At 68.4% G+C, this 14,137-nt stretch carries 11 protein-coding genes; 6 read left to right on the plus strand and 5 right to left on the minus strand.

The features are described 5' to 3' along the window. Nucleotides 1–54: 54 nt before the first annotated feature. Genes ACTQ49_RS05595 through ACTQ49_RS05605 form a run of 3 tightly spaced genes read left to right on the plus strand, consistent with a single transcriptional unit; the run spans nt 55 to nt 1,771 of the window. The gene (locus ACTQ49_RS05595) at nt 55–471 is read left to right on the plus strand and encodes a hypothetical protein (protein WP_441826865.1); all 417 of its coding nucleotides are present in this window, start codon (nt 55–57) and stop codon (nt 469–471) included. Further along, entirely contained in the window at nt 354–1,436 is a 1,083-nt protein-coding gene (locus ACTQ49_RS05600) for an ammonium transporter (protein WP_441826866.1), read from the plus strand. The genes ACTQ49_RS05595 and ACTQ49_RS05600 overlap by 118 nt, the downstream gene beginning before the upstream one ends. Beyond that, nucleotides 1,433–1,771, plus strand: coding sequence for a P-II family nitrogen regulator (locus ACTQ49_RS05605; protein WP_441826867.1), 339 nt, complete (start codon nt 1,433–1,435; stop codon nt 1,769–1,771). The genes ACTQ49_RS05600 and ACTQ49_RS05605 overlap by 4 nt, the downstream gene beginning before the upstream one ends. Nucleotides 1,772–1,808: 37 nt before the next feature. On the opposite strand, the gene ACTQ49_RS05610 is transcribed toward ACTQ49_RS05605, so the two are convergent. Beyond that, nucleotides 1,809–3,947 carry an MDR family MFS transporter gene (locus ACTQ49_RS05610; protein ID WP_441826868.1) on the minus strand — a complete coding sequence of 713 codons (2,139 nt, stop codon included), beginning with the start codon at nt 3,945–3,947 and terminating at the stop codon, nt 1,809–1,811. Between the two features lie 115 nt (nt 3,948–4,062). Here ACTQ49_RS05610 and ACTQ49_RS05615 point away from each other — a divergent pair, with 115 nt between their 5' ends. After that, the gene (locus tag ACTQ49_RS05615; protein ID WP_441826869.1) at nt 4,063–4,728 is read left to right on the plus strand and encodes a TetR/AcrR family transcriptional regulator; all 666 of its coding nucleotides are present in this window, start codon (nt 4,063–4,065) and stop codon (nt 4,726–4,728) included. A gap of 180 nt (nt 4,729–4,908) precedes the next feature. Here the strand turns inward: ACTQ49_RS05615 and ACTQ49_RS05620 are convergent, their stop codons facing one another. Both ACTQ49_RS05620 and ACTQ49_RS05625 read right to left on the minus strand, forming a co-directional pair. Further along, entirely contained in the window at nt 4,909–6,246 is a 1,338-nt protein-coding gene (locus tag ACTQ49_RS05620) for a flavin monoamine oxidase family protein (RefSeq protein WP_441826870.1), read from the minus strand. 208 nt (nt 6,247–6,454) lie between these two features. After that, complete coding sequence (locus tag ACTQ49_RS05625) at nt 6,455–9,175, minus strand: S8 family serine peptidase (RefSeq protein WP_441826871.1); 2,721 nt, start codon at nt 9,173–9,175, stop codon at nt 6,455–6,457. A 372-nt stretch (nt 9,176–9,547) separates the two neighbouring features. Between ACTQ49_RS05625 and ACTQ49_RS05630 the strand changes: the two genes are divergently transcribed. Next, entirely contained in the window at nt 9,548–11,191 is a 1,644-nt protein-coding gene (locus ACTQ49_RS05630; RefSeq protein WP_441826969.1) for a DUF885 domain-containing protein, read from the plus strand. A gap of 320 nt (nt 11,192–11,511) precedes the next feature. Here ACTQ49_RS05630 and ACTQ49_RS05635 read toward each other — a convergent pair whose 3' ends face one another. After that, a complete protein-coding gene (locus ACTQ49_RS05635; protein WP_441826872.1) occupies nt 11,512–11,838 on the minus strand; it encodes a hypothetical protein in 327 nt (108 codons plus the stop codon). 90 nt (nt 11,839–11,928) lie between these two features. Next, nucleotides 11,929–12,858: an alpha/beta fold hydrolase gene (locus ACTQ49_RS05640; protein WP_441826873.1), complete on the minus strand. Its 930-nt coding sequence runs from the start codon at nt 12,856–12,858 to the stop codon at nt 11,929–11,931. Between the two features lie 149 nt (nt 12,859–13,007). On the opposite strand from ACTQ49_RS05640, the gene ACTQ49_RS05645 reads away from it, so the two are divergent. Next, nucleotides 13,008–13,997, plus strand: a complete 990-nt coding sequence (locus tag ACTQ49_RS05645; RefSeq protein WP_441826874.1) for a Gfo/Idh/MocA family protein — start codon at nt 13,008–13,010, stop codon at nt 13,995–13,997. Nucleotides 13,998–14,137 lie beyond the last annotated feature (140 nt).

Genomic DNA, 14,137 nt, shown 5'->3' on the forward strand with positions numbered 1-14,137 from the left:
CCCGTAACACGAGCACAACACCGCCGAAATCAGCGTGCCGCAGGCTTTCCTCCCATGACACAGATCAATGCAGCCGACACTGCCTGGGTCCTGGTCAGCGCCAGTCTGGTACTGCTGATGACCCCGGCGTTGGCCCTCTTCTACGGAGGCATGGTCCGCTCCAAGACCGTGCTCAACATGATGATGATGTCTGCCGCCTCGATGGGGCTGGTGGGTGTCCTGTGGGTGCTCTACGGATACTCCATGACCTTTGGAAAGTCCTGGCACGGACTCGTGGGCAATCCGCTGGAGTTCGCGGGGATGCGCGGCGTCACCGAGCTGGCCGTCGGGCCGCAGGGCACCAGATTCCCGCGATGGCATTCGCGGGCTTCCAGGCGGCCTTCGCCATCATTGCCGTTGCGCTGGTCAGCGGCGCCGTCGCCGACCGGATGCGCTTCACCGCCTGGTTGGCCTTCAGCGGGCTGTGGGTGACGCTGTGCTACTTCCCTGCCGCCCACTGGGTCTTCGCGATTGATGGGCTGGTCAGTTCCCAGGGCGGATGGATCGCCAATGACGTGCGCGCCTTCGACTTTGCCGGAGGCACCGCGATCCACATCAATGCGGGCGCCGCGGCTCTGGCGCTGTCCTTCGTCCTGGGACCACGGATCGGCTTCGGCAGCACGCCGATGCGCCCGCACAATCTGACCCTGGTGATGCTCGGGGCCGGTCTGTTGTGGTTCGGTTGGTTCGGCTTCAATGCGGGTTCCGCCCTTGCCGCGGGACAGCTGGCCGCGCACGTCTGGATCAATACCCTGGCCGCGCCTGCCGCCGGCCTGCTGGCCTGGCTGGTCACGGAGCAGGTGCGCGACGGCCATCCGACCAGCCTTGGCGCCGCCTCCGGGATCGTCGCCGGCCTCGTGGCGATCACTCCGGCCGCAGCGGTCGTGACACCTGTCGGGGCCCTGGTGATCGGTGCCCTGAGCGGCTCCCTGTGCGCCTGGGCCATCCGCTGGAAGCACGTCGTCGGACTGGATGACTCGCTCGACGTGGTGGGCGTGCACCTGGTGGGCGGCCTGTGGGGAACGGTGGCCGCCGGCCTGTTCGCCACCACCGAACTCACCGACGGGCATGCGGGCCTGCTGATGGGCGGCGGCACCGACCAGCTGGTGCGCCAGGTCATCGGAGGTCTGGCCGTGCTCATCCCGGGTCTGGTGGTCAGCTGGGTCATCGCCCAGGTGGTGGACCGCACCATCGGACTGCGGGTCTCGGCGCACACGGAGCGCAATGGCATCGATCTGGGCGAGCATGCCGAGAGCGGTTATGACCTGAGCCGGGTGCAGTACTCGTCCTACCGTCGCTCGATCGTGGTTCCCGTCGAGGCACCCGCTGACGCCCAACACAACGACACCCAACACAACGACACCCAGCACAACGACACCCAGGAGGTCTCCGCATGAGACTCGTCACCGCCATCATCCAGCCCGACGCAGTTGAGCCCGTGCAGGTGGAGCTGCACCGGCACGGCATCAACGGGATGACGTTGACCGAGGTCTGCGGCTATGCCCGGCAGCGGGGCCACCAGGAGCTCTATCGTGGCGAGCAGGTGACCATCGACTTCACGGACAAGGTGAAGCTGGAGATCCTGGCCGACGACGACGAGGCGAGCGGCATCGCCGAGGTGGTCTGCCGGGCCGCCAGGACCGGCTCCGTGGGCGACGGGAAGGTGTGGATCACCCCTGTTGAGCAAGTGATCCGGATCCGGACCGGAGAACAGGGCCCGGCGGCCATCTGATGGCCCTGCGCCTGCATCACCCACCGCACCCATCGGGTCAGTTGAGCCGATGGGTGCGGGCAGCTCCGTCGACCTGGTCGCCGGAATCTGCGGCCCGACGGCCGGTGCGCGGTCCGTCCCCCAGATCGATCATCAGGGCATTGACCAGGTCATGCGAGGCTTCCCGGAGCCGGCTGATGTCAACCGCCTCGAATCGCTCGGCGACGGTTGGCTCGGCCCCCGTCAGCACGTGCTCGTCGTTGGCCCGGGTCATCTGGGCGGCCCGCAGGGCCAGCTCGCGTCGCAGCTCCTCACCCAGGATGCCGCCCTTGCGGCTGGCGCGGTGGGCCACCTCGACGCCGTACTTCTCCAGCTCCACCACCTCGTCACTGCTCTCCGTGGTGAGCAGGCGCCCGGTCTGGTTCAGGATCCAGATCCCGTCATGGTAGTTGCCGTCGCCCAGGTCCGTGATGGCCTTGCGCAGCAGAGGTCGGTCGTCGCGCTCTGCCTGTTGGGCAATGAGTTCCAACTGCAGTCCCAGCAGTCGTTCGCCGGAGCGGGTGGCCCCGGACAGTCGGCCCAGCGGGAGACGCGGGTCATTGGCATTGGAGTTGCCCATGGTGTCCAGCAGCTCGGCACCGGCCTGGTCCGCCGTCAGCACGGTGTCGCGCAGGGGCACGGCCTTGATGAACAGGCTGACCACGAAGACCAGCACGGTCAGCGGCAGGCCGATCACGAAGACGGTGTGCAGTGCATCGGCCAGACCCGCTCGGATCGCCTGGGCCACCACGGGCGGCATGGCGGCCAGCGCTTCGGGATCCAGCACACTGCCGGTGGACACCTGCTGTCCGCTCGCCTCCATCTGCGCCGCCATCTCCGGCGGCAGGTGACGCGGGACGGCGGTCTTCAACTGGGTGGTCATGATGGTGCCGAAGACGGCGATGCCGACGGTGTTGCCGACATTGCGGAAGAACTGCGTGGCGGCCGTCGCGACGCCCAAGTCGCGCTGCGAGGCGGTGTTCTGCACGGCCAAGGTGTACTGCTGCATGCACAGTCCCAGCCCGAGACCGAAGACGGTCATCGCGATGGTGAGCTGCATCTGGCTGGAGTCGACGCCCAGCCGGGTGAGCAGCCAGAAGCCGATGCCCATGATCAGGACGCCACCCAGCATGAACTCCTTGTAGCGGCCAGTGCGGCTCACCAACAGGCCGCCGATGATCGACAGTCCGATCAGTGCCAGGTTCATCGGCATCAGGATCAGGCCTGAATTCGTCGCGGAGACGCCCAGGACGCCCTGCGCGTAGACGGGAATGTAGATCAGGGCGCCGAACATCAGCAGCGAGATCAGGAAGCCGGCCAGATTGCTGAGGGTGAACAGCGAGCTCTTGAACAGACGCAGCGGGATGACGGGTTCCACGGCACGTCGTTCCACCATGATGAAGGCGACCGTCAGCAACACCCCGGCGGTGAACAGTCCGATCACCAACGGGCTGTCCCAGGCCCACGTCGTGCCGCCCATGGAGGTGGGCAGCAGGAGACAGACCAGGGCGGCGGAGAGAGTTCCCATGCCCAGCCAGTCGATGCTGGTCTCACGCTTCTCGTGCGGGAGGCGGAGGAAGCGGAAGATGGCACCGAAGGCGGCGATGCCCACCGGCAGCGAGGCCAGGAAGAGCCAGCGCCAACCCCAGTGGTCGGTGATGAAGCCGCCCGCCAGCGGACCGGCCACCGAGCTCATGCCAAAGACGGCACCCATCATCCCCTGGTATTTTCCGCGCTGACGTGGGGGGATGATGTCTCCGATGATGGTCTGACTGAGCGGCATCAGCGTGCCGGTTCCCAGGCCCTGGATGGCGCGGGCAAGGATCAACATCCCGAAGCTCTGGGTGAGCCCGGCCAGCAGGGTGCCCAGCATGAAGACGAGCAGGCCGCCCAGGTAGAAGCTGCGGCGGCCGTACAGGTCCGAGAGCTTGCCGACGATGGGGGTGGTGATGGCACCCACCAGCATGGTGGCGGTGGCAACCCAGGAGTAGTGGTCCATGCCGCCGAGTTCGGCGACGATGCGCGGCATGGCGGGCCCGACGATGGTCTGGGTGATCGAGGCGACGAACATGCCGAGCATGAGGCCGATGAAGATGCGCTTGTTCTGCGGCCCGAGGCCTTCGAAGCGCTCCTCCGAGGGGGCGGTGGTGGTGGACATGGAACTCCCTGGGTGGGCGCGAGGCTGGGGTGCAGGCGGATGGCCGCGCGCGACGCAGGGCCGCGCGAGCTCATCCCTGGTGACAACAACTTGCAGTTACTGCAAGATTATTCCCATGGCCGATGACCCCATGTCGCACGCCCCTGGGCAGCCCAGCGCCCCCGGGACAACGAGCCTGCCCGTCGAGGAGCCCGAGTCCGAGTTGGGCGCGCGAGAGCGCAAGAAGCGTCAGACGCGCCTGGCCCTGCACGGGGCGGCGCTGGATCTGGTGACGGCGCGCGGCTTGACCGCGGTCACCACCGACGACATCGCCCGGGCAGCGGGAGTGTCACCGCGCACCTTCTTCAACTACTTCCCCACCAAGGAGGCTGCGCTCACGGGGGTGGCAGAAGTGCTCGTCGAGAGAATCGCCGAGCTGGTGGCGGACCGGCCGGCCGAGGAGCCGCAGTGGGAGACCTGTCGTCTGGTCGCCCAGACTCTCTGCCATGTCACGACGCGCGACGAGGAGATGTGGCGACGACGGGCGCAGCTGGTGGCCAACCGACCGGAGGTGGCGCCGCTGCTGTACGGGGTGGAGCGGACCCTGGAGGTGGGGGTGGTTGACGCGCTGGTGGCTCGTGCCGAATCAGCTGTCACGCCCGGCCCCCCGTGGCAACCAAGGATGCAGGCACTGGCCGCGGTGAACGCCGTCCGGGTGGCGTCCGAGGTGGGCGATGACCCGGCGGAAGTGCACCGCGTGCTGACGGAGATCCTGGACCGACTGGAGCGCGCTCACGCCTGAGGCCACCCCGACCGCGCCCCCAAGGCCGCCGGAAACAGATGCATGGGCGGTCTCCAGTGCAGTATCTGCACTGGAGACCGCCCATGCATCTGTTTCTGGCGGCGGGACCGGTGGCTGGGCCTGGAAACCGGGACCAGTGGCCGGTACCTACCCGAGCCCGCCGGCGCCAGGGCCGCTCCGTCAATCCAGGAGCTGGGCGGCCACCTGCTCGCCGGAGAGCACGGCGCCCTCCATGTATCCGTTGTAGCGATTGGCGTACTCGGCGCCGGCAAAGTGAACCCGGCCCTCGGGGGCGGCCAGGCTCGGGCCCGTGCTGGTCCACACGCCGGGGGCGAAGTGGGCACCGTGGCAGCCGCCGGTGAACTCCTCGCGGCTCCAGTCGCGATCGATGTAGCCCAGGGGCTCGGGGGCGTCGGCGCCGAAGGCCGCCTTCACGGTCTCCTCCATCGCGCGCTGACGCAGGAAGGCCGAGCGCTGACCAACACCCGACGACTCGGCGCCCTCGAAGAAGCCCATCAGCACGCCCTGCTTGTCCTCCGGGTTGGAGTTGTCCAGGATGACGCGCATGACGCCCTGGTCGGAGCCGAGCTGACCGGACAGACCTGCGCGGCGCCACCACGGGGACTCGTAGACCAGGGCAGCCTTGATGACATTGCCCGGCGGGATCTGGCTGGCGGCGTCGGCACGCCACTGTGGCAGGGCCGGTTCGAAGTCCACCTTCTCCAGCAGGCGCGGGGGCAACGTGGTGATCGCCTCACGAGCCTCCACCGTCGATCCGTCGGCCAGGGTGAGCACGACCGACTCGTCGGACTGGGCCACCTTGGTGACCACCGCCCCCAGCCGGACCTGCTCACCGAGCTTCTCCGCCAGGCGCTCGCAGATCAGGGCGGCACCACCGACGACACGCTGCTGGTGGGCGCCGCCGTTGAGGGAGATCAGGGCTTCCATGTCCACACCGTCGTTGACCTTGCGCAGCCCTTCGATCAGCGTCGAATCCTCCGCCGAGCGGCCCATCGAGCTCTCGAAGACGCGGTCGAACCAGTCGCGGGCACCGGGGGTGCGCAGATTGGTCGATGCCCAGGTGGCGACGGCCTGCTCCAGCCAGCGAGTGTTGGCGCTGCACCAGGCGGCGTCCTTGGCGACACGCTCGGCAAGGCGCCGGAAACGCATCAGCCCCTGACCCAGATCGGCCATCTCGAAGGGGGTGAGGTGGTCCTCGATGTCATTGCTGGTGGGCACCTGACGGGAACTGCCGGATACTCGGACCACGGCGGCGCCCTCGGCCGGATCCGCCAGCTGCAGGCCGAACTCGTGCGCCAGGCCGAGCACCCGCTCGTGCGTCGGCGAGACCCACTGGCCTCCCATCTCCAGGACCGTGCCGTGCTCCACGACATTCTCCAGTCGGCCGCCGACGCGGCTGCGGGCCTCCAGGACGACGATGTCCTGGCCCGCCTCGACCAGCTTCACTGCGGCGCTGAGACCGGCGAGACCGGCACCGACCACTGCAACGTCCAACATGGGGCCTCCTGAGCCATCCTGCGACTGTTCCACCGTGAACTCTACCGACTGTGCTCGCGCCCGGAGTCGACGGGTTCCGTCCTACCGACCGGCCCCGCCCACGGGTCGAGTTCCGTGCTCAGAGCAACTTTCCTGCCCCTGCCAGAACGACGAGAAGGGGGGTCCTGCCCACTGGCAGGACCCCCCCTAGAGGCGTGGGATCAGGAATTCACTGTCCGACGCGCTGCAGCGCCAGCGGATCCACCTGGTCGCCGCCCGGGGCAGGGGCCTTGGCGTCGAATCGGGCCGTGAACGGCGCGCTGGTCCAGGACTGCCAGTGCTCGGGATTCTCGGCGTCACCCAGCGCCCGCAGCGCCTTTATCTCCAGGATGTAGCTGCCAGCGGCCACCCGCGCCCGGTATGGGGCACTGCCGGTGGTCAGGTAGGAGCCGTCCCAGGCCAGGCCGACGTCACCGACGACCCGTCCCTCGTGCTCGAACTCGGCGGCAACTCCCACCAACTCGGCCTGGGAGCCATCGGCATTGGCGCGATGCACCACCATCTGCACCTTCTCGGTGGGGTACTCGAGGCGGAAGACCGGCATCGGCTGGTTGTCCTCAGCCATGGAGAAGGACAGGCCCTCCTGCTCCGGCAGGCAGACCGGCTTGCGCGCATCCTTCGGGCCCACCATCTCGCCCAGGCACGGCGTGGAACCGTCTGGGGCATTCAGCACGTCGACGGCCTGGTAGTCGCCGGCCATGCCCATGTAGGGCACGTTCAGCGTCGCGCCGGTGGCGGAGCTGGCGACGATCCATCCGCCGTAGATGTAGCCATTGGGCGCATCGGCCGGTGCGGTGATGGTCACCTCCACCTTCTTGGTCTTGCGCGGCGGCACGACCACGCGCTTGGGCAGATCCACCTGGGCGTCGAGGACGTCGAAGGACGGGTCACTGGTTCCGACGCTGCCAACCGAACCCTCATTGGCGAAGGTGTACACCGTCGGCCGCTTGGAGTCATTGCGCAGGTTCAGGGTGACGGTGACCGGGCCGGCCTCGGACTCGCCGAGGCTGATGCTGCTCGGGGTGACATGCTGCTGGGTCAGCAGGGCGCGGTCGAGCTGCATCATGCCGGCGCCCTGGCGGATCACCATCTCCTTGAGCCCGGCATCCGGGGCCAGGCTGAACAGGGCGTCGTGGTCGGCGGTGTTCTGCAGGAGGGCCTTGACCTTCTCCGCCTTGCCCTTCAGACCGGGACGGGCCTGCAGCAGCAGCGCGATGGAACCGGCGGCATGCGGGGTGGCCATCGAGGTGCCGGACATGGACGTGTAGGCGCCCTTCTCCAGCGGGTAGGTGGACCAGATGTTGCCTCCGGGGGCGCCGAAATCGGGCTTGAGGCTCAGGTCAGCGCCCACACCCCAGCTGGAGAAGGAGGAGATCCGGCCGCCATTGGGATCCTCGGCTGCGGTGGTCTCACTGGTCCATTCCATGACATTGCCGCTGGCCAGCTGCTGGGCAATCTCGGTGCCCGCCTCCTGGCTGAGCATCACGACGGGGATGGTGATCTCCGGGGTGCCCTCGACGCTGGGATTCAGCGTGCCGGCGGCGTTGTTGTAGAGCAGCACGGCTGCAGCGCCAGCGGCCTGCGCATTGGCGGCCTTCTGGTGGAAGGTGCAGGTGCCGCGCTGGACAAGCACGGCAGCGCCAGCCACCTGGGCCTTCTGTTCGTCGGTGTAGGGCTCGCACCCCTGGGCCTGCGGCGTGCCCGGCTCACCGAGGGAGACGACCGGCAGGTTGCCGGTACGGGGCACCTCCACGCCGTCGGCCGCGGTGTAGCCGTAGAGCTTGCCATTGGCCTGCAGGCGAATGGCCCACTGGGTGACGTGGGAGTTGTCGTAGCTGGCAACTGCGATGGTCTTGCTGCCAACGCTGGGCGCGCCGGCGGTGAAGACGCCGTCCTCACCGTCATTGCCAGCGGCGGCCACGACGATGGTGCCGCGGTCGGCCATCGCATCGGCGGCCACGGCCGTCGGGTAGTCGGGCCAGGTCATCATCCCGGCACCCAGGGACATGTTGACCACGTCCATGCCGTCGGCCTCGGCGCGCTCCATGGCCGCCAGGATGACCTCACTGGAGGTGGGGCCGTCGCAGCCGAAGACGCGGTAGGCGCCGAAGGTCACCTTGGGGGCGACGCCCGTGACACCCTTCGCGGCGGGGTCGCCGTCGGCGCCGATGATGCCGGCCACGTGCGTGCCGTGGCCGCCGCAGTCGTCGGGAATGGCGTCGGGGACGGGCAGGCTGCCGGCCTTCTCCTCGTTGTAGTCGTCACCGACGAAGTCATAGCCGTACTGCACGCGGGCGGTGGGGAAGGTGGTGGAGCCGTTGGTTCCGTTGCCGCCGAAGTCCGGGTGGTCGATGTCGATGCCGGAGTCGATGACGCCAACCTTGATGCCCTCGCCGTCATGCCCGAGGTCGTCGCGGACGATCGCGGCGCCGGTCAGGTTCACCGCGGTGGCCATCGACGGGCTGGTCTTCGTGCCGGGCGTCACCGGACGGTCCACCTGGATGACGGGGTAGATGCCCTTGACTCCGGGCACGCGCGCGAGCTTCTCCGCCTGGGCGGTGTCCATGGTGACGGCCATGCCGTTGAAGGTGCGGGTGTAGGAGCGGTTCTGCTTCATCTTGACGCCCGCACGCTTGGCGGCGGCGGCCACCTGCTTCTGGGCATCCTGGGCCTTGCCGGCATTGCCGCCCTGGGCGGTCACGACGCCTTCCACCTGGACCAGCCAGCGGTTGGCGACGACCTTGCCGCCCTCATTGCGTTCTGCGGCCTTGATGTAGTCACTCATGCGGCCAAGGTCTGGATCGGCGGCACGGGCCTGCGTAGGCGCTGCGCACAGGCCCGAGGCGACCAGGGCGGTGGCTGCGAGGCCGGACATCATGCGACTGTGCATGGGTTCTCCTCCGTGGGGTTGAGGGCCGGCTCGTTCAGGCCGGCATGTGCCGAACCTAGTGCACGAGCGAGCACGATTGGCGAGTGTCCACGCCGTCATGACCGATCCGTGTCCGGGCCGGGATTTCCCTTGTGGGATGGGGAGCCAGGGGCCTGCGAACCATTTGCGCCGTCAGACCTGACAGTCATTCAGCCAGTTGTGGGCCCAAAATGCGCGAGGCGTCCGGGTTGGCCGGATGGCCAGTCCCGATGCAGGCGAACTCTGTCTGACGGCACCCATGCTGGCTATGGTGAATACGTGACCGAAACCGCCCCCCGTTCCCCCAGCCAGGTCGACGAGATCGCCAACGAGCACTTCGAGCGGTACCTGCAGATGAGCCCGCTGGCCCTCACGTGGGCTGGCCGCCCCGAACGTCAGGACGAACTGGACGACCTCTCCCCTGCGGGACTCGGCGCCCGGGACGAGCTGAACCGGGCCACCCTGGCCAGATTGGCCGAGGTGACCCCCGTCGACGTGGTGGACATGGTGACCATCGCCGCGATGCGCGAACGGCTGGGCCTGCACGTGGAGATGCACGAGCAGGGACTCGACCTGGTGGACGTGAACAACATCACCTCCAGCCTGCACCTGATCCGTGAGTCCTTCGACCAGATGCCGCGCGCCACCGGGGATGACTGGCGCACCATCGCCCGCCGGCTGCGCGCCGTGCCCACTGCAGTGCTCACCTGGTTCATCTCGCAGACCTCCGCCGTGGAGCGCGACGTGCGCCCCGCCCGTCGGCAGGTGGAGGCACTGGCCGGGCAGATCGATGGTTGGGTGGCCGAGGGCGGATTCCTGGACATCCTGCGCGCCAACCCCACCACCAACGACGGGCCGCTGGATCCCCAGGTGGAGGGCGAGCTGGCCCGCAGCATCGAGGTGGCCCGTCGCAGCTTCAAGCAGGCCGCCGAGCGCTTGCGCACCGAATTCCTGCCGCAGGCCGTCGAGGAGGACGGGATCGGGATCGAGCGCTACCGCTACTTCTCCCGTCGCGCGATCGGCGCCCGCATCAACCTGCAGGAGACCTACCAGTGGGGCCTGCAGGAGGTGGCCCGGCTGGAGCGGGAGGAACGCGAGACGGCCGAGCGGATCCTGCCGGGCGCGTCCATCCGCGAGGCCGTGGACGCACTCGACGCCGATGAGAAGTACCGGTTGACGGGCACCGACGAGCTGCAGGCGTGGATGCAGGAACGCGCCGATGAGGCGATGGACCTGGTGGGGCAACACTTCGACATCCCCGAGCCGGTGCGCCGCATCGAGTGCCGGATCGCCCCCACCCATGACGGTGGCATCTACTACACCGGACCCAGCGAGGACTTCAGCCGCCCGGGCCGGATGTGGTGGTCGGTCCCCGAGGGGATCGAGACCTTCAGCACCTGGCGGGAGCTCAGCACCGTGTACCACGAGGGTGTTCCGGGCCACCACCTGCAGATTGGCCAGACCGCCTTCCGCGCCGACCTGCTGAACACGTGGCGCCGCTACGGCTGCTCAGTTTCCGGCACCACGGAGGGCTGGGCGCTCTACGCCGAGTGGCTGATGGCGGAGTTGGGCCACATGGAGGATCCGGGCAACTACATGGGGCTGCTCGACGGGCAGATGCTGCGTGCCGTGCGCGTGGTGCTGGACATCGGCCTGCACTGCAGCGATGCGGAGGGCTTCGAGGCTCCCGAGGAGGTGGGCGGCGGCCGCTGGACCTTCGAGAAGGCGCACCAGTACTTCAGTGAGCGCGTCTTCATGGGTGAGGAGAACACCCTGTTCGAGCTCAACCGCTATGCGGGCTGGCCGGGCCAGGCCCCGTCGTACAAGGTAGGCGAACGACTGTGGATGGACATGCGTCGGCAGGTGCAGGAGGCCCGCGGCGATGACTTCGACCTGAAGGCCTTCCACCGCACCGCGCTCGACATTGGGGGCGTGGGTCTCGACGTGCTGCAGGCCGCCGTGCTCGACCTCTGTCTGGGGCAACCGAGCGGGTCGTGAGCGGGCCGGGTCGCACCGGGTGGGTAACACCGGATGGCTCACACCGAATGGCTCACACCGAATGGCTCACACGGTGGCAGGGAAGAACCCGCGGGTTGCCGGCTGCTGCCGGCTGATCGGCTGGACGACGGCCGATCTCCCGCGGGTCCCGGTGGCTCGGGTGGATTGCCACGCGTCCCGGATTGGGCTCGCTCAGGCGCGGGCCACCTCACTCGTCCTGTAGTCATTCATCGGTCAGGACCACCTCCTTCCTTGTGTGCTCCACACGCTAGGCGGGCAGAGCAGGGGCGGCAACCGATTTACTTGCTCCCTGGAGGGGCTCAGTGCCGGTCGACCAGGGCCCAGCTGGCCAGCGCCGTCACCCCGGCGACGGTGAAGACCGACGGCCAGGCGCCGATCTTCTTCGCCAGCGGGTGGGATCCACCGAAGGCCCCCAGGTAGAGCGCGGTCAACCCGGCCGTGGTCAGAGCGCCCTTCTCCTTCCACTTCATGCCGGCGGCCACGCCCGCCGCAGCCAGAACGGCCCCACCCAACGGCCGGTTGCCACTGAACCGGGCCACCGCATAACCACCCACCAGACCCGCGGCGCTGGTCACCGCGCTCGGAACCTGGCAGGCCGCCGTGCCCGCGCAACACTTCTTCCCCATCAGATTTCCTCCCCCATACATGTCCTCCCCCATCACAGCTCCTCAACGTCTCGATGTGCAGACGTGCCGTTCGCAAACCTGCCCTGGAGCCTAGCCCGGCACCCGGCGCAGGCCATGACGTCCGCCACCCACAGCGCCCAGGAACTCGTCGACGCGCTTGACCACCTCGTCGTGCCAGATCAGCTTGCGATGGCCCTGGTTGGCGGTCACCATCAGCTCCGATCCGGGCCACATCTCGTGCAATTCCTCCGAGGCCGACAGCGGATTCTCGGGGTCGCCCTCGTCGTGTACCACGAGCATCTGCGGACAGTCCTCGCGGGCCGCCATCCGGGCGACATCGCGGCGCAGGTCGAAATCAGCCAGCTCCGCGCCCAGGCGGGCCTCGACCTGCTGGGCGAAGATGGCTCGGGTGCGGGGCCCCATCCCCACCACCTGCGCAAACCAGTCGATGGCGGGCTCGATGGACACCTCGGGGGCGAACAGCACACACGCCCGCGGCATCGGGCGGCCGCGCAGTGCGCGCAGCACCGCCATGGCCCCACGGCCGTGGGCCAGCACCACCGTCGGATTGCCGCCCTCGCCAATCACGGCCTCCACGGCCTGGGCCATCTCAACGGCCGATGCCATGCCGAAGCCCTCCGCGCCGTGCGTCGAGCGTCCGTGGCTGGGCATGTCGAAGGCCACCACGCGGTAGCCGCGTTCCACCAGCGAGCCGATGTGCGCCTGCAGGAGCTGCCAGTGACCGCCCCAGCCGTGCACCAGCAGGGCGACGGGGCCCCGCTCGGGCCCGAAGGCATAGCCGGTGATCTCGGCGTCACCGCTCATCAAGAAGAAGGGCTCACCACCCGACGGGGTGTACTTGCCCAAGGTGCGTTCCTTGGGCGGCGCGGGCACCTGGAACCACAGGTCCACCCCCACGGCGGCAGCCCTCTGCGGCGAGATCTTCTCCAGCGCGGCCATCCTCAGCCGAGTGGCCAGCGGGGCCTTCACCTGTGCGGTCGCGGAATCTTTCCTGGACATTGCGTGGTCACCCTCCCCCGAGTGTGCAGGCACGTCTGCGCCCCATCGCTTCAGCGTAGAACAGGAGGCCAGTGTGCGGCAGGTGATCGGGTGCGCAAGACTGGTCCACCCCACGGTTAGGGTGGGCAACCACGGGGAGGACGATGCACATGCTCAATTTCGCCAGTGTCGGCACCAGCTCGATCGTCGAGCTCTTCGGCACCGCCGCCAGCCTCGTCGACGAGGTTGCCTGGGTGGCCGCCTGTTCCCGCGACGAGGCACGCGCCGCCTCCGTGGGCGGCCCACACGGAGCCCGGCCCGTCATCGGCCTCGAGGCCCTGGCACAGGCTCCCGACGTGGACGCCGTGTACATCGCGTCGCCCAATGCCCTGCACCATGAGCAGGCTCAGATGATGCTGGAGGCCGGCAAGCACGTCCTGCTGGAGAAGTCGGCTTGCGTGACGGCCGAGCAGTGGCGCGGGCTGGTCTCGATGGCCCAGGCGCGGGGTCTGGTGCTCCTGGAATCGGTGCGGGCGGTGCACGAGCCGCTGTGGCGCAGTGTCACGGCGCACATGGACAGTCTGGGCGAGGTCCGGCAGGTCAACCTGCAGATGTGCCAGCGCTCCCGCCGCTACGACAACTACCTCTCCGGACGGGTGGAGAACATCTTCCGGCCGGAGATGGGCGCCGGCGCGCTGATGGACCTGGGCGTGTATGCCCTGCATCCCCTGACGACGCTGTTCGGGCTGCCGACGCGGGTGCAGAGTTCCAGCGTCAAGCTGTCCAATGGCATCGACGGGGCCACCACCCTGCTACTTGACTACCCCGGATTCACCGCGACCATCGCCTGTTCCAAGGTCTCCGGCAATGCCGGCGGCAGTGTGATCGCGGGTGAGGACGCCAGCCTGCTGCTGGACCGCATCGACGACCCGCACCGGCTGCAGATCGTCTGGAACCAGGGCGGCGGAACGGAGGAGGTCCCTCTGGACAAGTCGCTGCCGCAGCAGGCCCATGTCCTGCGCTCCTTCGCCAGGATGGTGGCGGACCCGCGGCTGGCGCTGATTCACCAGCAGGCCACCGATGATGCCCTCACGGTGATGGACGAGGCGCGACGCCAGGTGGGGCTGGTGCTGCCGGGTGACCCCGAGTGGGGCATCTGATCTGGACTCGAATCGAACCGACTGGCCAGGCCAGCAGCTGGCCGGACGGGCACCAGACATGACCGATCAGCAGTGGTTGAATGACCCCCAGGTGTGGACACGGCGCCACGGGTGCCGGCACCAGAGGTCACTGGGGAGTG

This window comes from Luteococcus sp. Sow4_B9, assembly GCF_052116585.1.
In the GTDB taxonomy this organism is placed as follows: Bacteria; Actinomycetota; Actinomycetes; order Propionibacteriales; family Propionibacteriaceae; genus Luteococcus.